Raw genomic sequence first — 26,157 nt, forward strand, 5'->3', positions numbered from 1 at the left:
GACACACGATCCGTTATTTCGATAAAATGGACCTCATTGGCATATGTAATGGACTCAGAAGGCGTTATTGCCTCAAAAATCAGTCTTAAATCTCCTGAAACAGAGAATAGCGGCCTCTAGGTCCGTAAAGAGTCGGAAAAGGTCATTTTCGTGTAAATAAGGGATTTACGGTCCGCTAGTAAACACGAACTAACTCAAGCGGGCTAGGATTACGATTTCGCAGCATATGCAAAATGGCCCAGCAGCCCGTTAACGGGACCCTCAGGACACTGTGCTTAATGCAATCCAGGCTTTTCCCTAGAAGAACATATAACTGAACAGGCAAACTAAAACAGGCCACCCCAAAGGGTGGCCCGTGACCTGTATATCAACTATTAATGATGCTACAGCTATGAGCTGTTAACGCTTCATTCCACTACTTCACGGCAACATAGAATAAGCGGGCAGCATCATCAACCGCCTCAACCCATTCGAAGTCTGCATAGATCGCAACCTCCCGGAAGCCGCAGCGAAGCAATTCGCTCTTCATCCATGCCGGGTCGTAGGCCCGCTGAATATGCGTCTCTTCAAACCGGCGGTACATATCGGGCCCGCTGCCTTCTTCCCGGGCAAAAATGGATAAATAATGCTGTATTTCATCCCTTGCCGCATCGCGTTCGCAGGTCCATATGTATGATACCGATCGCTCATCGCAAACAAAGGGCTGTTCTTCGTCATACCGCTTCAGCGTATTGGGATGATGAACGTCAAACAGGAAAGTTCCTCCTGGCTTCAGCCCGTTATACGTTCTTTGGAATGTGCGAACGATATCGTCTTCCTCCAGCAAATAATTAAGACAATCACAGAAGGAAATGACGGAGTCTACCGGATCCGGAACCTCCCAGTCTCTCATATCCTGCTGTACCCAGCGGACGCTGCCTTCGCGGAACAGCCGTACGCCCTGTGTGCTTCGTTCCATTTTGCGCCGGGCTACGGCAAGCATGTCCGCGGACAGGTCAATCCCCGTTACTTCGAAGCCGGAATTGACCAAAGGAATCGTGATGCTTCCCGTGCCGCAGCCAAGCTCAACGACCGTCCGCGGCATCCCGTGCCGCTCCCAAGCGGTTCGCGCAAAACGGAGCCAATCCGGATAAGGCATATCTTCCATTAATTCGTCGTATACATAGGCAAATTTACGATAAGCTGCCATGCTGTCACCTGACTTTCTGCAATCCAATCCATCGCTGCTCCATGTTCCATACATGCCAGCGATTATCTTACCGGTCTATTCATTCCGTGCACCCGCACGCTTCACATTACTCATTCTATTCCCCAGGATAAATTCCTGGGGCATTTAACCATTCGTCGAATCCGGGCCCTGAGCACCCGGCTCACGAGCTTCCCCAGCACCCGGTTCCACCAGATACGTCCAGTTCTCCTTCTGCGTAACCTTGCCTTCCTTCATCAGTTTGCCGAGCGCCCGCTTGAATGCCGATTTGCTGATGCCGAACCGCTGCTTGATTAGATCGGGCGCTGTCGAATCCGAGTAAGGCATGCCTCCGCCGGGACGCTCCTGAAGGTACTCCAGAATGCGTTCCGAATCCTCTTTGCGTCCGATCTCTTTGCGTTGAGCCATCGACAGGTTAACCCGCCCGTCCTCGCGGATATGGGTAATGCGCACCTTGACGCGCTCCCCAAGCCGGAGCAGCCGGCTCCGCTCGGAGGAGTGGATCATGCCGATTGCGCCGAAGCCAAGCACGCCGCCGTCAACGACAACAAAAGTGCCCATTTGCAGTGGCTTGTACACAATAGCTTCAGCCCACTCGTTTTTCCAAGACGTAGGTGCGTGAAAGGTCTTCGGCGCCAAATCCTGTTCACCGGCAAGTTTGGCCTTCAAGCGGCCCTGCTTGTCATGCTCCATAATCACGTAGACGCTGTCGCCGACCTGGGGATGGAGCTCCCGCAGCTCGGGCAGCTCGCGAATCGGCAGCAGGAGCTGGCGCCCCAGCCCCATTTCCAGGAAGCAGCCAAGACGGGGATGTACGTCCGCTACCTCGAGGAGAGCAAGCTCGCCCAGCGTCAAGTATGGCTTCTTCATCGTTGCGGCAAGACGGTCCTCTGTATCATAGAACAGGAATACCTCCACCGTCTCCCCCGGCTTCACTTCACGAGTCAGCTCGGAATAGTGCAGCAGGACGTCCTGCATGCCATTGGTCAGAAAATAGCCGTATGGCGAAACCTCGCGGTCGATCGGAAGCGATACGATAGTGCCAGCAATCAGGCTCATACGGTCTCCACGACTTTGGCGTCGGACCAAAGCCGCTCGATATTGTAAAATTCGCGTTCATCCCGGTGGAAGATATGCACGATCACGTCTCCCAGATCCATCAGCACCCAGCGGGCCGAATCCATACCTTCGATGCCCCGGATATTCACGCCGGCTTGCTGAGCCTTATTACGAACCTCCGTCGCGATGGATTGAACCTGAACATCCGAGTTTCCGTGACAAATGACAAAATAGTCGGCGATGAGCGAAATTCCCTGCAAGTCCAGCGCCACGATGTCCATTGCTTTTTTCTCATCCACGGCCTTAATGGCCAGGTCTAACAATTGTTTAGGTGAAATCGGCATTCATACGAACCTCCTGAATCGTTATTGTATAGTTTACTTGCTTCTTATTTGCAGAATCAAATCATTACGCGCCAATACAGTCGTTGGAAAAATGCGCTTTTGCTTCTCGATCAGGAAGGATATCGTCGAATCCAGTCCAGCGACAAGCGCTTCCTCCAAGCTATGCTCGGCCAGCTCGCGAATCCGGTCTACGCCGGGAAAGTCCCGCCCTGGCTCGATATAATCGGCCAGGCAAATGATTTTGTCCAGCTTGGTCATGCCGACGCGCCCCGACGTATGATACCGGATCGCCTCGATCACGCCTGTATCCTCTACCCCGTAATCCTGTTGGGCGACATAAGCTCCGACCTCGGCATGCAGCAGCTGTTTATCGTAATCGAGCAGCTCCATATTGAGCTCATGATCGCGAATGACTGCCTCCTGCTGCTCGATCGGCCAATACTTGGCCACGTCATGCAGCAAGGCGGCTAAATCGGCCCTCTGCGGATCTTCGCCGTACCGGTGCGCAAGCGCGACCGCGGATTCCATGACGCCTAGCGTGTGCCCCCATCGCCGCTCGGGCATTTGGCCGGAAACGATGTCCATTAATTCCTCACGGGTGTAATCCATACAAACCGCTCCTTGTCATATAATCATGGACAGAGTCCGGTACCATATACCGTATGGAATGGCCCGCAGCTATCCTGCTCCTTATCATGCTGGACGATATGTCGACCAGAGGCATTTCCGCCAAATGGACAGCATCCTGGATGAACGGAGGCAAGGCGTCAAGCTCAAGGAAGCTCCCCGGACGCTGAAGGCCGATAAATCTTAGCATTTGCGCCAACTCCTCAATGCCTTCCCATTTTGGAAGGTAGTTGACCATATCTGCGCCAATGATGAAATAGAATTCTATGTCGGGATACATTTGCCGCAGCTCCTTGACCGTCTCGACGGTATAGGATACGCCTCCCCGGCGCAGCTCGATATCCAGCGGCTTGAACGCCGGATTGCTGCGGATCGCCTCCTCCACCATGGCCAGGCGCTGTTCCCCGCTGACACCGGATTGGTGCTTGTGGGGAGGCGTATGCGAAGGCATGAACCAAACTTCATCGAGCTTGAACTGTTCGCGGGCTCTTTCCGCGGCCAGCAGATGGCCGTGATGAATCGGATCGAATGCTCCTCCCATAATGCCGACTTTTGACATCCCTATCCCTCCCGGCCCGGTTTAAGGCAGCTCGATTTGTTTATAATCCCGCGATTCCTTATACAGGACGATTGTTCTGCCGATAAGCTGCACCAGCTCTGCGCCGGCTCCCTCGGCCAGTTCGGAAGCGATCTCCTGCGGATCGTCCAGGTTGTTGTTCAGAATCGACACCTTGATTAATTCACGGCGCTCCAGCGCTTCTGAAATGTGCCGAATCACCTGTTCATTGGTTCCGCCCTTCCCGACCTGGAAGATCGGCTGCAGGTGATGCGCCAGGCTGCGCAAGTAACGTTTTTGTTTTCCTGTAAGCATGTAATACAAAACCCCTTAACATTCAAATGTACTGCTTGTGGTATAGCTCCTTTTCAGGCTGTAATGCAATCTATAGTTTAGAAGATTTATGCCTGCAAACTGCTCAGGACAGCGGCGCGCATCGCTTCGACCGGCGCTGGGCGGCGTGTCCAATATTCGAAGGCATAAGCGCCCTGATATACGAACATGCCGAGCCCATTATGAATGCGGCAGCCGATGGACTCCGCCCGAACCAGCAGCTCGGTCTTCAGCGGATTATAGATCAGATCGCTAACGACCATATGGGGAGACAGAAGCTCCGCCGGAATCGGCAGTTCGCCGATGTTAGGATACATCCCAACGGACGTCGTATTAATGACAATATCAATTTGGTTCTCTTGGAGAATCCGATCCAGCTCCCCTACGCCGCAGGCGCTGATGGGTCCCAAATGTGCCCATTCGTCTGCAAGCTCCTGGGCTTTGGCTGCCGTCCGGTTAGCGATCACAACGCTCCCCGGCTTCTCCTGCAGCAGCGCATACACGATGCCGCGCGCCGCTCCGCCGCAGCCGATGACCAGCACATGCTTGCCGGACAAATCAGGAACGGCCTCTTCCTTGAGAGACCGAATATAGCCTATTCCATCCGTGTTGTAGCCGGTCAGAAGCCCGCCCTCATTCAGGATGGTATTGACGGCTCCTATTTGCTTCGCTGCCTCATCTATCACGTCTACATATTTCATGACGTCCACTTTATGAGGCACGGTTATGTTGACTCCGCGATAGCCAAGAGCGACGATCCCCTTTATGGCATCCTTTAACTGCTCCTGCCTGACATGCAGCGGCACGTAGGTACCCGCAAGGCCCGCAGCCGCAAGCGCTGCACTATGCATCGCCGGCGACTTCGTCTGGGAGATTGGATCCCCCATTACGCCAAACAGCAATGGCAAGCCATGATTCCCCTGTAATTGATTACCCATTTTCGTTCCTGAGCCTCCCTCTCCATCATCATACCGCGAAACGCAGCTTCGTCAGATTAACGAAGGGCGAACCATAACTTTAATCCCCTTCGGCACATGGGCAGCAACGACGGAACCATTCTCGCCGTTAATTTTGATCCAGCCCAATCCTGAAATGAAGACGTCCATACGGCTGCCTCTTGGAATGCGGAATTCATGCCGCGTGAAGTCCGGCAGCTTCTGCAGGCTCTCGCGGGAAGGAGGGGACAAGAGCTCTCCGCCATGCACCTCGAACAGCTCGTCCGCTTTCTCCAGCTTCGTCCGATGAATCGGAACCCGTCCGCTGATGAAGCACGTGAACGATTGCCGTTCCCCTTGAATAAAGTCAAAACGGCCGAACCCGCCGAAGAACAGTGTCTGCCCTTCGTTGAGCTGGTACACGGCCGGCTTAATAGGCTTGTCCGGCAAAATGGCGCCCAAATCCTCCGGGCTGACCAATTCGCTGTAACGGGACGGGTACACGATTCCCGGAGTATCGATGATGGCGCGGCCGTCATCCAATGGAATATGAACCATGTCTAGCGTTGTTCCCGGATAACGGGAAACCGTCAGCTCCTGATCCAAATCGCTGTAATCGCGAATTAGCCGGTTGATCAGCGTAGATTTGCCCACATTGGTCGCGCCGACGACGTACACGTCGCGTTTGCCGCGATGCTCGGCCACGGCATCCAGCAGGCGGTCGAAACCGCTGCTCTGCTTCGCGCTGCACAGGACGATGTCCTCGACTTTCAGCCCGGCTTCCTTCGCTTCCTTCTGCACCCAATTGCGGACTTTATTCCAATTGGTTACCTTGGGCAGCAAGTCGGTTTTATTGACCGCCAGCAATACGGGATTGTTGCCGATGAACCGCTGCAGACCCGATATAATGCTCCCCTGGAAATCAAAAATGTCTACGATATGGATGACCAGCGCCTCTTTGCCGCCAATCTGGCTCAGCAATCTTAGAAACTCATCCTGCTCGACAGTAATCGAAGACGATTCATTATAGTTCTTAATCCGAAAACAGCGCTGGCAAATAATGATCTCCTTCTCTATAGCCTGCGCCGGCACGTACCCCGGTTGATCCTTATGCTCGCTCTGCAGCTTAATGCCGCAGCCGCCGCAGCGTCCGGCGTTCCGTTCGCCATGTTCCTCTCTCACTTATTTTCCTCCTCCAGCCATAATCCGCTCTTATGAAGCCTACGCTTGACGATTCGTTCCAGCCGGCGGTTAAACCTGGTCCCAAAGCCTTCATCGGCAACGGCAATCGGCAGCACCAGTACAGTAAATAGCCCCAAACGGTTTCCGCCGTACACATCGGTCATCAGTTGGTCCCCGACCACGATGGTATTCTTGGGGGCCAGTCCCATTATGCTGAGCGCTCTATGGAAGGCAGAGCCGAGCGGCTTCCTCGCCGCATGCACAAATTCGATATTTAAAGGGGTAGCGAATTTCGACACCCTGTCCAGATTATTGTTTGACACAATGACAAGTTTAAACCCGAATTTCTTTACTTTTTCAAACCATTCGACGAGTTCAGGCGTAGCTAACGGCGCCTTTGCCCCGACTAGGGTATTGTCCAAGTCCGTAATGATTCCCCGGTACCCTTGCGCATAAAGGCTTTCCAAGTCGATATCAAATACGCTGTTCACTCTCAGCTTCGGCAAAAATCTCTCAAACAAATACGTTCACCTCGGTTTCATACGACAAACTATACCACAATCTTACCGCGACTTCCTTATATTTTAAAAAAGAAAACGCCCCCGTTGCAAGCGCACCGAGGACATTTGGGAAATTGAATCCCGTCTCTGTTTGTTATGCGGAATTGTTTCTCCCTTTAACCGCCTTGCTCAGCTTGCGCGAGAGCTCCTTCACTTCCAGCAAGTGCTCCGGCAGCACGGTATCCGGGCTATAGTTCGCTTTCTCAAAGCTGATCAATAAAGGGTGAAGCAGCTGTGCCAGCTCCGGCTGATCCAGCTCCCAGCGGACAATGGATTCCCGCATCGTTTCATGCTCTTCCCGGTACAGCCCCTGCCGCCGCAAACGCCGGACCACTCGGAGCACCTCAAAGGATATTTTCTCTGCCAAAGTCAGGCTGCGTCCAAGCCTTATTCTTACTAACGCCAAATATAACTCGGATCGGAACATATACATGAGCGATGAAACGAGTGTAGTCAACGAGATTCCGAATACCCAGCGCAGCACCTTTGGATCCATGCCATCGAGCAAATTGGACATCTCCTCGCTGCTTGCGTCATCCTCCGCCAAATCCTCGCTCCACGTATCTACGCTTTCCTCTTCCGGGGTCAGCAGCGTTGTATCGAAGCCGGGAGTTGCTTCAAACGGGATCCAGCCATATTCTTCCCCGAAGTACAGCTCAGCCCAGGAATGAGCGTCTGAATTGCTTACACTGTAGCCGGTCTCCATTTCCGGGAAGCGCTGCATCATTTCCATGGTGGGCATGCTCCCCGGTGCATAGCCTTTGACCCATCTCGCCGGAATTTGCAGTGATCGGGCCATCATCACCATAGACGTCGAGTAATAATCGCAATAACCCTGCTTGATTTCGAACAGGAAGCTGTCGACGAAGTCCTCGCTTTGCTTCCTGGTCAGATCGGGCTTGTTCGTATATTCATAATTTTGCCGGAGGTACGCTTGCAGCAGTTCCATTTTCTCATAGGGTGTAGCGCCCTCTGCCGTAACTTCCTCTGCCAGCTCACGTACCCTCTGCGGAAAATTAGCCGGAATCTGCAAATATTGGCCGTTCACGTTCCGGGACGAATAAAGCGCGTCATAGCTTGCCTGCCTTAGTTCCTCCACCGGAATGACCGGGATCTCCGCAGTCACCTTATACCGCTTCGGATAAGCATAACCGGGATCAGCTCCGCTAAACCCGCTCCAACGCAGCTCCGCCTCCTTGCCGGCCCAATGCATCCGGGGCCGGGCTTCCGGTTCCTCATCCAGTACTTCCACGCTGCTGATTGCGTAACCCCCGAATAACACTGGATAATCTTTATCCGTCTGCATCGTAACAATTTGCTCCACCTTACGGGTCTCTATCCGGCCCGCATCGCGATTAACAAGAGGTTGGCTGTTGTCGCCGCCACCTGCATAGAAATGCGTGTCCCGCCCTTCTTTGTCCAGATCAGCCCAGCCGGCGCCGGTGTATATCCGGCGGGTCTCTCCCCGCCAATACGAACGGACATCGGAAATCACATTCATGACCGGGCTGTAGCTGAATTCGAAGCCGTCTCCCAGTCGGGTGTCGTCTCGGCTATAGCCCGACAATACTTCCTCCGGGTAATTCGGCGACGGAATAATGCTCGTTTCGCTGGACGGTACGGCACCCGGACCGGGCGCCTGTACAGCGGCGCCTCTTTTCTTCCAGGCCGTGTACGGGTCGGTCAAAATAGGCGAAACCGCAGGCATGCTTACCCCGATCAAAAGTACCGAAGCGAAAATAACGACGATGTTCAGCGTAATTTTCAGCGGTTCTTTGCGCAGCTTCACCCATCCTTGCGGGTATTTAAGCTGAAATTTGCGGAAATGCAGGCATACTAGCCATCCCAGACCAGCGAACACTAGCCAAGCGACATTTCCCCACAAATAATAGGAAGTAAAGGAATCCAATATGGTCAAGGCAAGCAAATTGCAGCTTAAGAACATGATGACCTTGGCGCGATCTGTCAGCAAACGGATCAGCAAATCGAACAATCCCCAAGCGGCTAGGGCAAACCAGATATAAGGGGACGAGTGCGCTAGCAGTTGGCGAGCCTGATCCGGAAAGACCGGGCCGCTCGGATAATAAATATAAATGCCCAAAATGATTCGGAGTATCACAATAAGTGCAAAAGATTTCAACGTCCAGTTAAGCCATGGGCGAGAATGCAGCAATGCTTCACATAAAGCGACGGCAAAGAGCGTTGCTGTAACGAGAGCCGTCGTCTCCTGATACCAAATCGGTTCTGTATAATCGATCCACTGCATGCCGATAATCATCATCCAGACAATGACAAAGAGCCTATACCATGCCGGCTCGGGGGATTTTACCGCATTGTTCATGTAAGTCCCCCTCCCATCGCGGAGGGAAGTTCCTGCAGAGAGGAGACTTGGATTCCCCGGATTTCCCGGTGATGAAGAGCCGTTTGCCAGGAAGAACGCGCTCCTCCCCCTTGTCCTGGGACGGACACCTGAATATGATAGGGCGTCATCCGTCTCATTTTGGCCCAGCCAAAGACACTGGCCGCCGTTTTATCCGCCAGCGGACTAATCCAAATGAAGAAAGAGCTCTCCGGGAAAAAGTCCCGGATCTCGTCCAGGCGTTCTTGGTGGCTCCCGCTTCCGTCCGCATTGATATCGACTAGATGCTGGATCATTTGCTGACGCTCGATATATCCTTCGGCTGGGGCAAATCTGCGAAGCTCCTGACCTAGCGTACAAAGTCCCATGCTGATCCTTTCCCGCAAACCGTATTCGAGCAAAGATGCGCAGACGGACACTGCCAGTTCAAACTGCTGCGAAGTCTTATAGCTGCTTGCATTTGCATCCAGGACCAGGATGGTCTTCGGAAGAGATTCATGCTCGAATTCCTTGGATTTCCAAGTTCCCGTCTTCGCCGTTGCGCCCCAGTGTATTCTGGAAATCCGGTCCCCGTAGACATAATCGCGAACCCCGTTGATTTGCGTCGTCTCGCGGCGGGAATTGGATACGGCCGTCTCCGGTCCGGGAAGCCTCGAATTCCGGCTATATAACTGCCAATGGGGAATGAACACCGTTCTTGGAAGCACGCGGAATTGGGCAGCGGCCTGAAAAGTCCCCTTATGCTCCATAAGACCAAAAATATCCTCGGACTTGCATTCTGTACCTGCAAATTCATATTGTCCCCGTTCCAGCGGCGGCGTATTATATACGAGCTCGGCCTCGCCGCGGTTTTGGGGAATAACGCTATCCTCAAACGCCCACGAATCGCCATTATGGCGCTTCATGACCTCTCGGACGATGATATACGGCAGCGGCAGCAATCTGGGGAGCTGAAGCTGCAGCCTAATTTGAGCCTGGTCCCCGGCCTGGAGCAAAAATTGCTCTCCATGTACGGACAGCATCGTCCGGTGGCCCTTAATCTGGCGGATTCCCCACAGACTGCTGAGAAGCCAGTAGCATACGAGCAAGGTAACCATCGCAAAGAGCATAAATGAAGTTTTGCCGCCCTGAAATAACAAATAGAGCAGACAAATCAGCCATAAGGAGGCGACTCTCCAAAATTTCAACGAGCGTACGCCTGATTTCCATGTATTCAGCAGGGCTCGCATCTTCTCAACCTACCGAAGAGATGGGCACTTGCGCCTGTTTAATGATTTGCTGAAGCACCTGCTGTGCGCTCATGCTGCCAAGCCGGGCTTCCGGGCGAAGCAGAATTCGGTGGCCAAGCACATAAGACGCAAGCGTCTTGATATCGTCGGGAATCACGTAGTCCCGCTCCTGAAGAAAGGCGTACGCTTTTACCGCCATAACGAAAGCAAGCGAAGCCCGAGGACTTGCCCCAAGAAGGACAGACTCATGCTCTCGGGTACGGCGGACGATGCCGAGCAAGTAATCGCCCAGAGCATCACTCAAATAAACGTCGCGGATCTCTTCTTGGATCTTGGCAATTTCGTCCATCGTAGTCACGGCCTGAAGCTGATCGGCAGGCTGGCCCTTGGCATGAAACAGCAGCATGGTTTTCTCTGTTGCCGCATCAGGGTAGCCCATCGCTATTTTCATCATGAAACGATCCAGCTGAGCTTCCGGCAGCATATAGGTACCCTCAAAATCGATCGGGTTCTGCGTAGCGCAAAGCATGAAAGGATGCGGCAGTTCATATGTATGGCCATCGGCCGTCACACTGCGTTCCTCCATAACTTCCAGCAGGGCCGACTGGGTCTTCGTCGTCGCGCGGTTAATCTCGTCGGCAAGCAGAATATTCGTCATGACCGGACCCGGCCGAAATACGAAGCGTTCTTCATGCGGATGAAAAACCGATACGCCAGTTATATCGCTCGGCAAAATGTCGGGATTGCATTGGATGCGGCGGTATTCTCCGCTCATGGACTTGGCCATAGCTTTGATGAGCTGGGTTTTTCCCGTTCCGGGCACATCCTCGATCAATACGTGACCTCCGGCAAGGAGAGCAGTGAGAAGAAGGGTGATCTCAAATTCTTTTCCCAATATGCAGGATTCCAGGTTTGCTCGGACAGCAGACATCGTTTGTATCGATTGCTCTCTTACGGGCATCAAATATTCCCTCCTCAGACATCATTCGTCACACTTATACTTATTGTACATGAAGCAGGGAGGGGAAGTACACATGCATAATAAATCCCCGCAAAGCGTTACACGCTCTAACGGGGATTCATACTCGCTTATCCTCTTGGCCGAACGACAAGGGCAGCCAGGAAGGAGAAAATAATCGCCGCTGAAATGCCGGCGCTGGTTACTTCAAAGATGCCGGTGATGACGCCGATCCAGCCATCCTTCTGCAGCTCTGTTAATGCGCCGTGTACCAGCGAGTTGCCAAAGCTTGTAATTGGCACCGAGGCGCCAGCCCCTGCGAATTTAATCAGCGGATCATACCAGCCGAACGCATCCATCACGGCGCCGATTACGACAAGCGTGCTCATCGTGTGAGCCGGAGTCAGCTTTATGACGTCAAACATCAACTGTCCGACGACGCAGAACAACCCACCAACGATAAAAGCCCACAGAAAAATCATTGCCCACCATCCTCCATTTCCAAAACTACCGCATAAGCGATGCAGGGTATGCTCTCATGCTTTGCCAAATATTATTTACCGCTTCGCCGCTTGTTATGTTTGGTAAATCATCCATAATGGCAGCTGCCGCGAGATCTATGCATAAAAAAAGCGCATCTCCTAAGCTGTTTCGCCAAGGAGACTGCGCTTCTGCCGTTCTTTTCTTATGACGCATGTTGACCCGTCTTATCTTGTCTACAAATATTGAAGCACGATAACGAGCAAAATGAACAACAAACAGATCAGCAGCCAGTCCCTCGAATACCGTTCCATCGCCATTGTCATTGCCTCCCTATGACTCCCAGCATGCTCTTCTGCAATTATATGCAAGATCTTGGTTTGACGTGAATGGACAATCCGGAAAAGCTGGTTCATACTAAAATAGATGGAAGGAGAGACATTTCATGAATGAAGAAACACGTTCATTATTCAAGCAATTAACCGAGTTTCCAGCAGCTCCGGGCTTCGAAAGAGATCTTCGGGCACTGCTAAAAGAGAAGCTGTCGGCATATACGGAAGAATTTGTGCAGGACCGCCTGGGCAGCCTGTTCGGCGTCATCCGCGGCGATGAGCAAGGCCCTAAAGTAATGGTTGCCGGGCATATGGACGAAGTAGGCTTCATGGTTACGGGAATTACGGAAACGGGCATGGTCACGTTCCAGCCGCTCGGCGGCTGGTGGAGCCAGGCAGTATTGGCCCAGCGCCTGCAGATTATTACGCCGGAAAGGACCATTATCGGCGTCGTCGGCTCTACGCCGCCGCATTTGCTTGACGATGCGGCCCGCAGCAAGCCCGTGGATATTAAGGCGATGTATCTGGACGTCGGAGCGGATGACCGCGCCGAAGCGGAAGCCTTCGGTATTCGCCCCGGGCAGCAGATTGTACCGATTTGCGAATTTACTCCGCTGGCCAACCCCAAGAAAATTATGGCCAAGGCCTGGGACAACCGCTACGGCGTCGGGCTTGCCATCGAGCTGATGCAGGCGGTGCATGGCAGGCAGCTCCCGAACACACTGTATTGCGGAGCGAACGTTCAGGAAGAGCTTGGCCTGCGGGGCGCAAGAACGGCAGCGAACCTGATTCAGCCGGATATCTTCTTCGCCCTGGATGCCAGTGCCGCCAACGATATGGCCGGAGACAAACGGGCGTTCGGCAGGCTCGGCGAAGGAACCTTGCTGCGGATTTACGATCCGAGCATGCTGACACACCGCGGCCTCCTGGAATACGTGCAGGATACGGCCGATACGCATCGCATCAAGTATCAATACTTTGTCTCTCCGGGAGGAACTGACGCAGGCCAAGTCCATTTAAGCGGCATCGGCGTTCCGTCGGCTGTCATCGGCATATGCTCCCGTTATATTCATACATCCTCTTCGATTATCCACACCGATGATTATGCAGCGGCTAAGGAGCTGCTGATCAAGCTCGTCGAAGGGCTGGACCGCACTACGTTGAACACGATTCTCGAGAATAGCTGACGATAAATGTTTAAGGCGCCTGCTCATGCAGGCGCCTTTCGCAGTGTTATCCTATAATATTTTACTTCAGCGCGCTCTCCAGAATCATGACGCCGCGGCCAGGCACCGTAACCGAGCCTTTAACCGTCTCGTTCGTAAGAAGATCCTTCTGCTCTCCGTCGCCGATCCGCACCTCTGCCGGAGCAGCATTATGGTTAAGCAGGAACAGATAGGCGTTGCCGTTCTTCACGCGCCGGGCCGATTCCACGCCCTCTCCCGCGGACACTAGCGGCTCGATCCCTTTCTCTGCGCATAGATTGGCTAAGAAGCCTTTCAGGAAGGAAGCATCGGGACTGCTGGCTACATAATAGGCTTGACCGGAGCCAAACCGATTTCTTGTGATAACCGGCATGCCCTGGTAGAAATCATCGCCATACTCAGCCAGAACTTCCGCTCCTTCGGAATGGATCAAATCGCAGAGCAGACCGCAGTCATATTCGCCCTGCAGCTCTCCCCATGGCTGCTTCATGACGATTCTGTTCTTCTGATCCGGGAACAGCGCATCGATCTCCTCAGCCCAGATACCGAGCAGGGAGCGGAGCTCTCCCGGATATCCTCCCAGCGTGACAATGTCATTCTCATTGACGATTCCGCTAAAGAAGGTTGTCACAAACGTGCCGCCGCCAGCTGTGAATTCCTCCGATTTCTTAGCAAAACCCGGTTTTACCATATACATTACCGGAGCGATGACGATATCGTATTTGCTGAAGTCCTCCTCCACACTCACCATGTCTGCCTCGATGTTCATTTGGAAGAGGGCATCGTAAAATTTATGCACTTCATTCACATAGTTCAAGGCGACCGTCGGCCCGCTCGACAATTCGATGGCCCAGCGGTTCTCCCAGTCGTAAACGATGGCAATTCTCGCCTGCGTTCTCGCGTCGATCAGCTTGTCGGACAACTGCTGCAATTCGCGACCAAGCTCGGCGCACTCCCGGAATACACGCGTATGCTCATGCCCGACATGTTCGATGACGGCGCCATGGTATTTCTCGCAAGCCCCGATTGAGCGCCGCAATTGGAAGAACATGACCGTATCCGCGCCTCTGGCAACGGCCTGATAGCTCCATAGACGCATAACGCCCGGCCGTTTCAGAGAGTTGTAAGCCTGCCAGTTCTGCTGGCTCGGCGTCTGCTCCATGAGCATGAACGGCTGGCCGCTTCTAAGCCCGCGCATTAAATCATGGCTCATTGCCGTAAAGCTGACCGGCGTGTCCAGGGAAGGATAGTTGTCCCAGGAAACGACGTCCATTTCTTTGCCCCATTTGAAGTAATCCAGCTCAGGGTAAGTCCCCATCAGGTTAGTCGTGATCGGTATATTCGGCGTATGCTGCCTGATTTCATCATGCTCCAGCTTGTAGCATTCCAGCAAGCTGTCCGACATGAATCTGCGGTAATCGAGGGAAATTCCCTGGAAGTTCGTGCGGTTGCCGTTCCACTCTTCGCTCAGCTCGCTCGGCTGTACGATTTCATCCCATTCATAGAACGTGTGTCCCCAGAATCTCGTATTCCAGGCCTTGTTCACGTTCTCGATTGTGCCGTAACGCTTCTTAAGCCATACGCGGAAAGCTTTGGCACAGTTGTCGCAATAGCAGTAGCCGCCGTATTCGTTCGAAACGTGCCAGATCAGCAGTGCGGGATGGTCCTTATACCGCTCGGCCAGCTTTCCGGCAATACGGGCGGAATATTTGCGGTAAGTCGGGCTGTTAGGACAGGAATTGTGCCGCCCGCCGAATTTGCGTTTTCTGCCTTGTACATCCACCCGCGTTACGTCAGGATATTTCTTGGCCATCCAGGCCGGGTGAGCCGCCGTGCTTGTTCCCAGGCAAACATACACTCCATTGTTATATAAACGATCTATCGTGGCATCCAGGGCCGAAAAATCATAGGTCTCTTCATCGGGCTGAAGAACAGCCCAGGCAAAAACGTTTATCGTCGCCACATCGATGCCCGCCAGCTTGAACATGCGATCATCCTCGCTCCAAACCTCTGGTCCCCATTGCTCCGGGTTATAGTCGCCTCCATACCAAATCTTCGGCAGCTTATCATTAATCAATGCGATACACATCCTTTAATGAAATATAATTATATTATCATTGTAATTGCTTAATTTACTGCTATATATATAATAATATTGATTGAGGATATAATAATATGGAACTCTATCAGGCAGGTGATTCTGATGATCGCAAAAGCGATGCGCCGCTTCGTATTCTCACCGTCCGGCGCCTCTGGGCTGCCGGTTAGCGTAGAGAGCATCGGCTATAATCCTGAGCAGGAGCCCATCTCCCGCCCGGAAGGGTATCCTAAATATCACTGGATTCAAACCGAAGAAGGCGAGGGGATCCTGCATTTTGCCAATGAAACGGTCAGGCTGACCGAAGGAACAGGCGTGCTATTGCCCCCTGGACTGCCCCATCGTTACGAAGCTAATCCCGCCGGAATATGGCGCACTTATTATTTGACTTTCGGAGGCGAGGCTGCCGCGCACATTCTGGCATCCTTTGGCGTGCTGACTTCATCGCTGTACCGCCTGGACACCGACTCTCCGTTTGTTCCTTTGCTGAGCCACATGCTGGCCAGACTCGACACGGACACCGATATGTTCGGGCTCGAGACGTCCACGGATGCCTACCGCTTTCTTGGCCTGCTTAGCAAATACGGCCAAGTCAGCCAGATGTCCGCCTCCCGGAACATCGAAAGGCTGATTCCCGTATTGAAATGGATGGAGCAGAATTTTAATGACAGCGATGTCGGTCTTGATGATCTCGCCGAAACCGCCCAAATGTCGGGACGGCAGCTGAGCAAGCTGTTTCAGCGGGCCTTCAGCCTGTCCCCGTACGCCTACTTCGTGCAGATGCGCATACATAAGGCGAAGGAACTGCTGGCCGGCCGCTCCGATTTAACGGTGGCGGCGATAGCGGAGCATACCGGGTTTCGCGACCCAAGCCATTTCGTTGCGACGTTCCGCAGAAATACTGGCATGACCCCGCAGCAGTTCCGCAAAGTATATTCATAATAACTTTTAGCTAGAATAACAAGTCAAACTGGGGCTAGAAGACGAAATGCCCAGAAGACGGAGGCATCCATCTTCTGGGCAGTCTTGCAAATTCATTTAGGATCATCTGATTTATTTTTACTTGATGGATTTTTTGATTAACAGTTTGCCTTGCGCACATTTTGTACGATTTTCCTACAGTAAGAACAATGGCGCTTTCCATAAACGGTATTTGAATAAGGTTAATTCAACTTGTCTAAAAGACGAATAATGAGCGTAACAGCCTCCTCGCGCGAAGCTGGATCAGCAGGAGCGAATCGGCTTTCTCCCTTGCCCGACACGATTCCAGCCGCAGCAAACGCATGAATTGCATCCGCAGCCCAACTAGATTCAATATCAGTGAATGGAGACAACTCTACCGGGACATAGTTCGTCAATCGAGCAAGAACAGCTACCATTTCCTCGCGAGTAACTTGCTGATTAGGGCGGAATGTACCGTCGCTATATCCCGAAATGATGCCCAACTCCTTCAATGCCGCAATCTCTTTCGCCGCCCAATGCTGCCGTATATCCGAGAAAAACGCATTGCCTGCGGATGTCGGTCCAAATGCTTTAGCAACCATCATTGCAAACTCTGCTCTGGTAATACTGGCATTGGGTCTGAACGTACCATCCTCAAAACCCAATACAAAGCCCATGCGAGCTGCCCGCCCAATTGCTGATGCGCTCCATGCTGACGGGGACACGTCTTGGAAGCGCGCAGCGGGCGCATTTTGCCCATGTTTAATCATTGCCCGGAGGACAGCTAGATCAACTTTATCGTTGAACACAGGCTTTGCTGGCGTCGGCTGAGCTGGCTCTGTTGGGCCGGGTTCAGGTTCAGTTGGATCTGATTCCGCTGGAGCAGATTGTAGCGGTTCCGTTGGAGCAGCAGACCCTGCCGGCTCCGTTGGACGTGATGTGTTCCCATTCCCTGCGTTCCCACTCCCCGTATTGCCGCTGCTGCTGGGTGTCGTTATCTTCACCCTTACCATAACGTTCTCGTTCTCATATGTCGCAGTAATGACCGATATGCCTTCAGCTACGGCTGATACTACGCCAGCTTTATTGACCGTCGCTACGGACTCGTTGCTTGTGGTGTAGCTTGCGAATGCGGTTATGTCCGCTTGTGTTTTGTCGGAGTAATTGGCTTTTACGCTCAATGCTTGCGTAGTTCCAATCTTTAGCGAAACGGTCTCTGGCGCTATCGTCAAACTTTCCAATGTTACTGGCTCTGGCTCTGGACCTGGCTCCAGTACTAATTTTACCGCCACGCCTACCATTGCGCTCTCGCCTTCATATGTCGCCGTAATCACCGATATGCCTTCGGCTACGGCTGACACAACGCCAGCTTCATTGACCATCGCCACGGACTCGTTGCTTGTGCTGTAGCTTGCGAATGCAGTTACATCTGCTTGCGTTTCGTCCGAATAGTTAGCTGTTACGCTCAACGCTTGCGTACTTCCACCCCCTAACGAAACGGAATCTGGCGCTATCGTCAAATTCTCCAATGTTACCGGCTCCGCCTTGTGTAAGCGCAGCTCTGCCATATTGCCATACCATGTACCGGAGTTATATATCCGAATGTAACGGTACGGTGCACTCTCGCTGATAGAAAGTGTTTGCCATTCCATGGTTGAGGCCGCTGGAACCGTTAAATTTGTCCATGTCATATTATCGTTTGAACCCTGGACTATCGTTCCTTTTATTCTCGTATAATACTGATCCTGCCTGGCCAGCAATTCAACCGTGGATAGCTGAACAGCATGGCCTTCTTTGAAGTCAAAAATGATATAGCTGCCGCTGCCTGAACTGCTGCCTGCACGGAAATCCGAATTCGTGCTTGCATTACTATCAAACAAATTGTTTACTTGCTTCAGTGTGTCCGCTGCTGTTCTGCCTGCTGTAGAATCGATTAATTCACTAATGCTTGTCACATTCTCAATGACATGCGTCTCGTCGACAAGGATTAATGTAGAGAAATCCGTTGTGGACGTAATTTGGAAACCGTCGCTTCCATCCTGCAGCTTATAGTTAATGGTGAAGTTGACCAGCCCTGTTGACACTCCTTCCTCTATGACTGCAGCTGCTATAAAGTTCACATCGTCCTCTGTGCTGACCACTGCCTCCTGCCCTTGAATCATGACTCGAACATCGTTGATGGCTTCTTTCGCCTGAATCGACAATTTAACGGTATCCCCCGAAACAATTCTGTTTCGTATGGCTTGCTCCGAGCTGATCGAAACCGATTCAAGCTTGCTAACAGATGTAACAGAACCATAAAACTTAACTTCAGCCATATTACCGAACCAGGCGCTGGAATTGTATAGACGAATATATCTGTAAGGGCCTGGATCCGTAATCTTCAATTGCTGCCACTCTTCCATGGAGGACGCTGCGCTGCTTATTGTCGTCCACGTTACATTATCGTTAGAGCCTTGCACTACCGTACCTCGTATTCTCGTATAGTACTGATCCTGCCTGGCAAGAAGATCTACGCTGCTAAGCTCAACCCTGTTCCCTTCTTTAAAATCGAAGGAAATATAGCCTCCTGCTCCGCCCCCATTAAAGCGATAGTCAGAGAAGGTGGTAATGTCGTTGTCAAATAAGTAGCCTGTCTGCTTCAAAGTGTCCGCTGCGGATCTGCCCGTAGTAGAGTCGATAAGACAAGCCATTTCCAGTACATCGCCGATCAAATTCGACTCGTCTGCAAGAAACAGCTTGGAGCCATCGGTAGTAAAATATGCCGTGTCTCCCGCTGTTCCATCATAGGTTAAGTAATCGATGGAGAATGCGATCGTCCCGGTTTCCGCCTCATCTCCCATTGCTGCAACGGCGGTAAAACTCATATGATCCGTGGTCTGAACATCCGCTTCCTGCCCCTGAATCACAACTCGGACATCACTGATTTCTTCTTTCGCTTCAAACGTTAGCTTGACGCTATCGCCTTTTACAATTCTGCCTTTCATACTTTGGTCTGAGCCAATGGAAATAGATTCTAACCTGTTGCTAGCCTCATGGCGCTGCCCGAAAATTCTAAACTCGCTTAACTCCAGCATGTTGGAAATCTTCCCGTGCAAAACATCCGGCTGCGGATCAATCATTTGGATTTTGAACAATCGAAATTGCGAATTTTGATATTCATCTGCCACCTCGATCATTGACATTTCACTAGTAAATTCCGTTTGCCCTGGTGTAATTCTTGTCCAGTTAACTCCATCATTAGAGGCATAAACCGTCGTTCCAGCCATTCGATCGTCAAAATTCATCCTGCCTTCAAAACCAAAAGCTTCTGCGGAAACCTTATAGTCGGAACCAAAATCTACAATATGATAAAGATCCGGCGCCAACGAGTAGACAGGAAACGAATTATCATTGTCATCCACGAGAAGAGAGATAGAGTCTCCAAAGGTAGAGTTGACAATATGGCTATAATCCATGCTGCCATCCTTCAACAGCGGAGTAAGCCATTGAAGATTTTCGGCCGCTGCCTTCAAGGACTTCAACTGCTCTACAAATTGTTCATCATTAGCAGTCTCCAGCAGTTTTTCCGTCTCGGATAATACCTGATTATAATAGTTAAGCGATGCTGTCTCATAGAGCGTATTCGGATCATACAGAGAGCGGACCGCCTCGACTGCAGCAGCTCGATCGACAGCTACCGCTATCGTTACCTTCTTGGTCTCCAGGGTAGTTCCATCTGATGCTTCTACTACAAAAGAATAGATCCCTGATTGCAGCGGCTGCCATAAAAATTCTCCAGTATCTGCATTTAATGAAGCTCCGTTCGGAAGTTCAGCTATGTTATACGTCAAAACATCTGAAGAACTGAAATCCGTCGCAGAGAAGTCCAACTGCAATGGCGCACCGACAAATACATCGATGGCTAAATCCGACTTCCCAGTATTAAAAACGGGCGGAGTCAGCTGTTCCCCTGCCTTGACATTGAAGTGATCCATTCCCACTGTCGTGCCTTCGCCTTTGACATTCATGTAAACCAAGCTGAAATCTCCATGCAGTTGGCCATATGAAACATTATTGATCCCCATATCAAAAGTTATATATCTCCACTCATTGCGTGTATCTGGCAAGGTTAACGTATGATACGGCTCAGCATCGAAGCCAGTGCTCAGCTCCAATACGGCCGGACCGTTGCTGCGAAACTTCACCCCGACAAGGCTTGAAGTGCTGCGATTTCCAAAAGCAAGATTATGAACCGCAATTTTGCTTCCCTCGGATGCCGGATTGAATTCCACATATGAAACTCCTTCATCCACCGCAGCCCGTGTGGTCTGATCAAAAGCAGTATACCTTTCTTCAAGCTCTACAAATGCTGCATGCTGCTCTTTAGGAAGATATAGCGTTCCTTCCACCTCGGCTTCCTGCGGAATATAAAGCCAGAAGTCGCCTCCGCCGTCCACGCTTTCCCAAGCCTGTGTAAAGTTGCCCTGATAGTAGTAATTGGATGGACTCCGCTTCACAAATGCTTCATAAAAATACGGCGCCTCTTCCGCCACATCCATATCCCTGACATACTTGTAGTAGTAATACATATCCCAGAACAGAGCCGTATTTGTTCTGCCCTTGTATAAATCGGAAATTTTATAATAGATGCCTTTAACCTCTCCATCAGGAAATATCGAATGCGCCACAGGTGTCCACGGCGTGTCATACCCAAGCATAAACTGCCAAAAGTAATCGGCTGCCTTCAGCACGCGATCATCTAAAAATTCATAGTAGCCTACGGCATGATCTTCCTCGGATGCTACACCTTCTGTCGGATCTACTTTCGTTCCCTGAGCATAAAACATTCGGGCCAAAATCGCTGCATTCGTTAAATCACCTGCACCATGAGCCTGATCCCGTCCCATCTCCACATGCTGGACTCGCCGTGAATCCAATACATCTCCAGTTGCCTCATTGGTTTCTACTAAACGGAATAAACGCTTAATCGATCCGTTGAAGCCTTGGTTAAGAGCCGTTTTATTGACAGTAGCCCACTCTACAGCTTCATTGTATCTTTCTCTATTGTCTGTAAAAATATAGCCTGCCATTGCACCGAGAAGCGATATAGATGCTGATTCATAAAATGGTTGTTATCGTGCTGAAAGGTTTCAATCACCGGGTTAATTAGATGATTGGTAAAATTGGCGGTATCCTCTTCTGTCCATGCCAGCGATACATCTTGGTAACTGGCAGATCTTAAAATTTCTGCTGCAGTAACCATTCGATTCAGCGGAATACCGGTATGGATATGAGCATCATTAAAATACGCATACTGATCCGGATCCATCTGAGACCAAATACGAATGATGTCCATTGCATTTTTACGATAAACTTCTTCACCCGTAACAACATACATCAGCGTTTGTGTATAAGCTTTCAATCCATCCTGGATAAACTTTGAATTGATGCCCTGGCTATTGAACGCATAGGATGCCGGCTTCGCAGGATCGCTAGAGCTGGCATGGCTTGAAGTCACCGACTTTGAAGCCGCAGAGGATACGGTCATAGCCTGGTAATAGGAATACCACGGCTCCTTCTTCGCTAATACCTGCGTTCTCATGTTTTCCAGGACAGATTTAGTTACACCGACGCCAGGATGAGTAAAGCCATTACTCTCACTTTCTATAATTTCAACCTCATAACCACTGCCAGACGAAGCCGAAACGGATGCCGGTGTTATTATAGCGCTAGAAGCAAGCATTAGTGCGGCAAGGGAAGCCGAGAGAAAGCGCTTCCAAACCACCTTGAAATTAAGCGTTCTTTTCATACTGCACCTCCATATAACTTTAACTAGTCCAATCCTCAACAACCTATCCTCTCAAAAAATCCAGCCCTTTGCAGGAATTGAAGAGACAACTTTTCGTTTTCATGCTTAAGCTTGAACTGGCCTCCTTCCTTATATTTTTACATAGCTTCCAATTCCCCGTTTCATAATGTCTATAGCTGTTGTTTGCTCGTTCTAAGATTAACATCGCCTTATGTGATGATGAATGAAGTTTTTAAAGACTTATATGCAGGTTATTTAAGCTGCATCGCAATAACAAGGTTCGACCCTTTCGCCCTTAGAACTTTTTTGCAGCACAAAAAAAGCGGCAGCTTATATAGCCCCGCCCGCTTTAAATTAAACTATCTAGCAAAAAAAGACAGCTGCCAACTGCTATTCCACATCAAAATCAAAATACTTCTTTGGATAGGGCTCGTAGTTCAATGTATAATGCCACCATTCCTTGTTGTACGGTTTGAAACCGGCAGCCATCATCATTTCTTTGAGCAGCAATCGGTTCTTAGCCTGTGCTTCAGTCAAGCCTGCTGCATCATGTGCTGAAATCTCGCCCAGAAAATCATGTATACCGCCCATGTCAAGCGGCTCTCCCGTTACTTGATCAGCCAAGGTTAAATCTACAGTACTTCCGCGTGAATGGCCTGACCGCTGCGAAAGGTAGCCAAGCTTGAACACATTTTTCTTGTCAATGTCTGGATAGAACTCCTCCTTCATCTTGACATCCTGCTCATCTGCTGCCCATTTCTTGAAATGCTCCACCGCCTTTTGCGGACGATAGGCATCATAAATGAGCAAGGAATAGCCCAGCGGCTCCAACTCTTGTTCTGCTTTTTTTAGCGCCTTTGCTGCTTGTACGCTTAAAATAGCAAACGGCGCATGATAGCCGTCGATTTGTTCTCCAACAAAGTTGTATTCACTATAATAGCGAATGTCATAGAAAGCATGCTCGAGCACCTCGTCTGCATAAACAAACCCTTCAGGCAGCTCTCGCTTCTTCGCAATCCCGACAATCGGCTGATCCCCTGCTTGATCCGCCTCAGCTTCTAGCTGAGCTTCTTCCCCTTCCTGCGCGGAATTCTGCCCCATCTCCGCTTGATCGCTCTCCAAGCCTGGTTCAGCTCCAAGCTCTTCTTGTTCAGAGCTCTGCCCTGCTTGTGCTTGCTCAGCCTCTCCAGAAAGGTTTTGTCTCTCAGCGTGCTCGCTCGCTTGCGCTTCCTCAGACATAGTTTGACTGGATAAGTTCTTTTCATGTGCCGGCAAGGAAGTGGAGGAGCATCCTGCTAGTAATACTGCCAGTAATGCTGCTAAGCCTAAGCCTGTCGTTAACCGTTTTCTATTCATCAAGTCTCCCCCTTCAGCCCTAAGAAACAAAGAACCACCAAGATCAGTAAATGCACAGAGAATATGCTCCTCTTACATTTAAGGATTTTGGCGGTGCATGATTGCATCATCATATTATCTCTTTCAACCGTTGTCAACAACAGGCACACTCTAATGGCTTGACTGGCAAACGGCCATAACCATTTAACTCCAAAGTACGTAACCCTTAGTTTCGCAGTTGAATAAAGTACGTCTCGCCCGATTCCGCCCAGAACCGTTCCCCTGTATTGACGATGCTTCCGTCAGACGACTGAACGAATAGCGGCTCCGCATACTGAACTGAGCACCATCCTGTCAAAGTGGGGGTCAATTCAGCTGAACGAAGGCGGCCGTTCTCCCAAGCGGCGCTAACCGTAAAGCCGCCCCTGGCTTTCAGCCCGCTGAACCGGCCGTTTTTCCATGCCTCCGGCAGTGCCGGGAGCAGCTCAATCGTCTCTTCATGGCTCTGCAGCAGCATCTCGGCGATGCCCGCCGTGCCGCCGAAATTGCCGTCGATCTGAAACGGCGGATGGTCGTCGAACAAATTGGGATACGTCGAGCGGGACAGCAGAGTATTCACGAAACGATGCGCCGTATTCCCGTCTTTCAGCCGCGCATACAGGTTGATCAGCCAGGCGCAGCTCCAGCCGGTATGTCCGCCCCCTTGAGCAATCCGGCTCTCCAGCGTCTTTCTGGCTGCCTCAGCAAAGTCCGGCGTGCGGGAAGGCGTGATGGCATTGCCGGGATAGAGCCCGTATAGATGCGACACATGGCGATGACCAGGCTCGGCTTCCGGGTAATCCCCGCTCCACTCCTGCAGTCGGCCGTCCGTCCCTATTGCCGGCTTGGCCATGCGATCCAAGGCCTCCGCGAGCTGATGGGCAAACTCCCCGTCGACGTCCAAAAGCTCAGCCGCCTGCAGGCAATGACCGAATAATTCCCTGATAAGGTACAAATCCATCGTGGAGGCAGCTGAGACGCTGCAGGGCTCCCCTTCCTCCGTCAGAAACTTATTCTCCGGCGAGGTTGACGGTGCGGTAACCAGCTCGCCGCCCGGTGCAGGCACAAGCCAATCCAGACAGAACTCCGCAGCGCCTTTCATTAACGGATAAGCCGTCTCCGCCAGAAACTGCCGATCCCGAGTAAAGGTATAATGCTCCCACAAATGCCGGCTTAGCCATACTCCGCCCATCGGCCAGAACGCCCAGCTCGGCTCTCCGTCCGACGGCCCAGCGGATCTCCATAAGTCTACGTTATGGTGCGCCGTCCAGCCCCGGCAGCCGTAATGGATCCGCGCCGTCCGCGCCCCCGTCTCGCTCAAATCCTGAATCATGCGGAACAGCGGCTCATGCAGCTCGCTTAAATTGCAGATTTCCGCCGGCCAGTAATTCATCTCGGTATTGATGTTCGTCGTGTAGTTGCTATTCCAGGGCGGCTGCATATGCGGATTCCATATTCCCTGCAGATGCGCCGGCTGCGTGCCGGGCCGCGAGCTAGCCATTAACAGATAGCGGCCATATTGAAAATAGAGCGCCTCAAGCATCGGATCCGGCGTGCCCCCCCGATAGGTCTTGAGTCGTTCGTCTGTCGGCAAGGAGCTGCCTTCCGCGGATAACTGCGGATCCAGTTCCAGCTCCAGCTCCACCCGGCGGAACAATGCCCGGTGATCCTCAATATGGCGGCTGAGCAGCCGGTCATAGCCGTATCGAGCCGCGGCTTCGAGCGGCTGCCTGCATTTCTTGGCTGTGCTAATCCCTGTATCCGTCCCCGGCATGACCCGGTAACCGGCATAATCAGTCGCAGCCGCCAGCAGCAGCGTCACCGAGCTAGCGCCGGCTATCTCAAGCCGGCCGCTCCGCACAGCCAGATTCCCCCCGTCGTGCAGCACGCGCATATGCGCTTCATACGACAATCCCAGCCCGTCTTCATAAAGGATGGACTGCGGGTGATCGCCCCGATGATTATTGGCAATATGGCTCGGTGCCCGCCCCCGCATGACTAGGCCGGTCCCTTGCTCGCATGCCCCAACGCTGTGTTGAAGCGGAGAGTCCAAGGCGACAGACAGATGGATGGTTCCCTGCTCTTCCGCCTCCAGACGAACGACCAGCACCTGATCGACCGCGCTGACGAACGCCCGCCTCGTAAGCCTGCCCCCGCCGGCACAATAGGTCACTGCCGCAATGCCTGTGTCTAAATCCAGCTCCCGGTAATAATCCGTAATCTCGCCTGTCCCCAAATCCTCCAATTTCAAATTACCCAGCGGCTGGTACGATTCCGTACGCTTGCCCAGCATGTTCGCCTCAATTAGCCGCTCCGCTTTCTTGTACTCCCCCGCAAATATGAGCTCTCGCGACCGTTTCAAGTGACGAAGCGCATCATAATTTTGCGTGTCACGAGGAAAACCGGACCATAGCGTATCTTCATTAAGCGCGATCAGCTCGCTGCGGTGTCCCCCGAATACCATGCCGCCCAGCCTGCCATTTCCGATAGGAAGTGCTTCTTCCCAGCGGGATGCGGGACATCTGTACCATAGCTTGGTGTCCTCGCTTCCGATACAGTGCTCTTTACTCATTTTCTCCCCTCCGA

Annotated in this window: 20 protein-coding genes; 2 read left to right on the forward strand and 18 right to left on the reverse strand. The window is 51.8% G+C overall.

What is annotated here, in order from left to right; all coding sequences use genetic code 11:
• Window positions 1-415: 415 nt before the first annotated feature.
• From GNP95_RS09190 to spoVAE, 13 genes are all read right to left on the reverse strand, one after another.
• Window positions 416-1,189, reverse strand: a complete 774-nt coding sequence (locus GNP95_RS09190; protein WP_155610523.1) for a class I SAM-dependent DNA methyltransferase — start codon at window positions 1,187-1,189, stop codon at window positions 416-418.
• Between the two features lie 144 nt (window positions 1,190-1,333).
• Window positions 1,334-2,266, reverse strand: a complete 933-nt coding sequence (locus tag GNP95_RS09195; protein WP_155610524.1) for a CvfB family protein — start codon at window positions 2,264-2,266, stop codon at window positions 1,334-1,336.
• Window positions 2,263-2,610 (reverse strand): ribosome silencing factor, encoded by a 348-nt coding sequence (rsfS, locus tag GNP95_RS09200; RefSeq protein WP_155610525.1) that lies wholly within the window; start codon window positions 2,608-2,610, stop codon window positions 2,263-2,265. Before rsfS ends, GNP95_RS09195 begins: the two co-directional genes overlap by 4 nt.
• A gap of 33 nt (window positions 2,611-2,643) precedes the next feature.
• Complete coding sequence (gene yqeK / locus GNP95_RS09205; protein ID WP_155610526.1) at window positions 2,644-3,219, reverse strand: bis(5'-nucleosyl)-tetraphosphatase (symmetrical) YqeK; 576 nt, start codon at window positions 3,217-3,219, stop codon at window positions 2,644-2,646.
• On the reverse strand, window positions 3,203-3,796 hold the full coding sequence (locus GNP95_RS09210; protein ID WP_155610527.1) for a nicotinate-nucleotide adenylyltransferase: 594 nt from the start codon (window positions 3,794-3,796) through the stop codon (window positions 3,203-3,205). The genes yqeK and GNP95_RS09210 overlap by 17 nt, the downstream gene beginning before the upstream one ends.
• 21 nt (window positions 3,797-3,817) lie before the next feature.
• Window positions 3,818-4,108: a ribosome assembly RNA-binding protein YhbY gene (yhbY, locus tag GNP95_RS09215; RefSeq protein WP_155610528.1), complete on the reverse strand. Its 291-nt coding sequence runs from the start codon at window positions 4,106-4,108 to the stop codon at window positions 3,818-3,820.
• 86 nt (window positions 4,109-4,194) lie between these two features.
• Window positions 4,195-5,064: a shikimate dehydrogenase gene (gene aroE, locus GNP95_RS09220; RefSeq protein WP_155610529.1), complete on the reverse strand. Its 870-nt coding sequence runs from the start codon at window positions 5,062-5,064 to the stop codon at window positions 4,195-4,197.
• Between the two features lie 51 nt (window positions 5,065-5,115).
• Window positions 5,116-6,243, reverse strand: coding sequence for a ribosome biogenesis GTPase YqeH (gene yqeH / locus GNP95_RS09225; RefSeq protein ID WP_330163329.1), 1,128 nt, complete (start codon window positions 6,241-6,243; stop codon window positions 5,116-5,118).
• Complete coding sequence (locus tag GNP95_RS09230; protein ID WP_155610530.1) at window positions 6,240-6,764, reverse strand: YqeG family HAD IIIA-type phosphatase; 525 nt, start codon at window positions 6,762-6,764, stop codon at window positions 6,240-6,242. The genes yqeH and GNP95_RS09230 overlap by 4 nt, the downstream gene beginning before the upstream one ends.
• A 133-nt stretch (window positions 6,765-6,897) precedes the next feature.
• The gene (locus GNP95_RS09235) at window positions 6,898-9,144 is read right to left on the reverse strand and encodes a transglutaminase-like domain-containing protein (RefSeq protein ID WP_155610531.1); all 2,247 of its coding nucleotides are present in this window, start codon (window positions 9,142-9,144) and stop codon (window positions 6,898-6,900) included.
• Window positions 9,141-10,391 carry a DUF58 domain-containing protein gene (locus tag GNP95_RS09240; RefSeq protein WP_155610532.1) on the reverse strand — a complete coding sequence of 417 codons (1,251 nt, stop codon included), beginning with the start codon at window positions 10,389-10,391 and terminating at the stop codon, window positions 9,141-9,143. The genes GNP95_RS09235 and GNP95_RS09240 overlap by 4 nt, the downstream gene beginning before the upstream one ends.
• Window positions 10,392-10,395: 4 nt before the next feature.
• A complete protein-coding gene (locus GNP95_RS09245; protein WP_155610533.1) occupies window positions 10,396-11,352 on the reverse strand; it encodes an AAA family ATPase in 957 nt (318 codons plus the stop codon).
• 128 nt (window positions 11,353-11,480) lie between these two features.
• Window positions 11,481-11,831: a stage V sporulation protein AE gene (gene spoVAE, locus GNP95_RS09250; RefSeq protein ID WP_155610534.1), complete on the reverse strand. Its 351-nt coding sequence runs from the start codon at window positions 11,829-11,831 to the stop codon at window positions 11,481-11,483.
• A gap of 443 nt (window positions 11,832-12,274) precedes the next feature.
• Between spoVAE and GNP95_RS09255 the strand changes: the two genes are divergently transcribed.
• Entirely contained in the window at window positions 12,275-13,348 is a 1,074-nt protein-coding gene (locus tag GNP95_RS09255; protein WP_155610535.1) for a M42 family metallopeptidase, read from the forward strand.
• Between the two features lie 61 nt (window positions 13,349-13,409).
• Here GNP95_RS09255 and GNP95_RS09260 read toward each other — a convergent pair whose 3' ends face one another.
• A complete protein-coding gene (locus tag GNP95_RS09260; protein WP_155610536.1) occupies window positions 13,410-15,443 on the reverse strand; it encodes a beta-galactosidase in 2,034 nt (677 codons plus the stop codon).
• Between the two features lie 126 nt (window positions 15,444-15,569).
• On the opposite strand from GNP95_RS09260, the gene GNP95_RS09265 reads away from it, so the two are divergent.
• A complete protein-coding gene (locus GNP95_RS09265) occupies window positions 15,570-16,406 on the forward strand; it encodes an AraC family transcriptional regulator (RefSeq protein ID WP_155610537.1) in 837 nt (278 codons plus the stop codon).
• Window positions 16,407-16,627: 221 nt separating this feature from the next.
• Here GNP95_RS09265 and GNP95_RS09270 read toward each other — a convergent pair whose 3' ends face one another.
• From GNP95_RS09270 to GNP95_RS09285, 4 genes are all read right to left on the reverse strand, one after another.
• Window positions 16,628-21,478 (reverse strand): S-layer homology domain-containing protein, encoded by a 4,851-nt coding sequence (locus GNP95_RS09270; RefSeq protein WP_155610538.1) that lies wholly within the window; start codon window positions 21,476-21,478, stop codon window positions 16,628-16,630.
• Window positions 21,427-22,197, reverse strand: coding sequence for a hypothetical protein (locus tag GNP95_RS09275; protein WP_155610539.1), 771 nt, complete (start codon window positions 22,195-22,197; stop codon window positions 21,427-21,429). Before GNP95_RS09275 ends, GNP95_RS09270 begins: the two co-directional genes overlap by 52 nt.
• A 390-nt stretch (window positions 22,198-22,587) precedes the next feature.
• A complete protein-coding gene (locus tag GNP95_RS09280) occupies window positions 22,588-23,553 on the reverse strand; it encodes a M15 family metallopeptidase (RefSeq protein ID WP_196427116.1) in 966 nt (321 codons plus the stop codon).
• A 205-nt stretch (window positions 23,554-23,758) separates the two neighbouring features.
• Entirely contained in the window at window positions 23,759-26,143 is a 2,385-nt protein-coding gene (locus GNP95_RS09285) for a glycoside hydrolase family 95 protein (protein WP_155610540.1), read from the reverse strand.
• Window positions 26,144-26,157 lie beyond the last annotated feature (14 nt).

This window comes from Paenibacillus woosongensis (assembly GCF_009725165.1).
GTDB lineage: Bacteria > Bacillota > Bacilli > Paenibacillales > Paenibacillaceae > Fontibacillus > Fontibacillus woosongensis.

Bases quoted from the DNA above. Each gene is read 5' to 3' on its own strand.
- GNP95_RS09190 (WP_155610523.1), bottom strand. From the start codon at position 1,189: ATGGCAGCTTATCGTAAATTTGCCTATGTATACGACGAATTAATGGAA.
- GNP95_RS09195 (WP_155610524.1), bottom strand. From the start codon at position 2,266: ATGAGCCTGATTGCTGGCACTATCGTATCGCTTCCGATCGACCGCGAG.
- rsfS (WP_155610525.1), bottom strand. From the start codon at position 2,610: ATGCCGATTTCACCTAAACAATTGTTAGACCTGGCCATTAAGGCCGTG.
- yqeK (WP_155610526.1), bottom strand. From the start codon at position 3,219: ATGGATTACACCCGTGAGGAATTAATGGACATCGTTTCCGGCCAAATG.
- GNP95_RS09210 (WP_155610527.1), bottom strand. From the start codon at position 3,796: ATGTCAAAAGTCGGCATTATGGGAGGAGCATTCGATCCGATTCATCAC.
- yhbY (WP_155610528.1), bottom strand. From the start codon at position 4,108: ATGCTTACAGGAAAACAAAAACGTTACTTGCGCAGCCTGGCGCATCAC.
- aroE (WP_155610529.1), bottom strand. From the start codon at position 5,064: ATGGGTAATCAATTACAGGGGAATCATGGCTTGCCATTGCTGTTTGGC.
- GNP95_RS09235 (WP_155610531.1), bottom strand. From the start codon at position 9,144: ATGAACAATGCGGTAAAATCCCCCGAGCCGGCATGGTATAGGCTCTTT.
- GNP95_RS09240 (WP_155610532.1), bottom strand. From the start codon at position 10,391: ATGCGAGCCCTGCTGAATACATGGAAATCAGGCGTACGCTCGTTGAAA.
- GNP95_RS09245 (WP_155610533.1), bottom strand. From the start codon at position 11,352: ATGCCCGTAAGAGAGCAATCGATACAAACGATGTCTGCTGTCCGAGCA.
- spoVAE (WP_155610534.1), bottom strand. From the start codon at position 11,831: ATGATTTTTCTGTGGGCTTTTATCGTTGGTGGGTTGTTCTGCGTCGTC.
- GNP95_RS09255 (WP_155610535.1), top strand. From the start codon at position 12,275: ATGAATGAAGAAACACGTTCATTATTCAAGCAATTAACCGAGTTTCCA.
- GNP95_RS09265 (WP_155610537.1), top strand. From the start codon at position 15,570: ATGATCGCAAAAGCGATGCGCCGCTTCGTATTCTCACCGTCCGGCGCC.
- GNP95_RS09270 (WP_155610538.1), bottom strand. From the start codon at position 21,478: ATGGCAGGCTATATTTTTACAGACAATAGAGAAAGATACAATGAAGCT.
- GNP95_RS09275 (WP_155610539.1), bottom strand. From the start codon at position 22,197: ATGAAAAGAACGCTTAATTTCAAGGTGGTTTGGAAGCGCTTTCTCTCG.
- GNP95_RS09280 (WP_196427116.1), bottom strand. From the start codon at position 23,553: ATGAATAGAAAACGGTTAACGACAGGCTTAGGCTTAGCAGCATTACTG.
- GNP95_RS09285 (WP_155610540.1), bottom strand. From the start codon at position 26,143: ATGAGTAAAGAGCACTGTATCGGAAGCGAGGACACCAAGCTATGGTAC.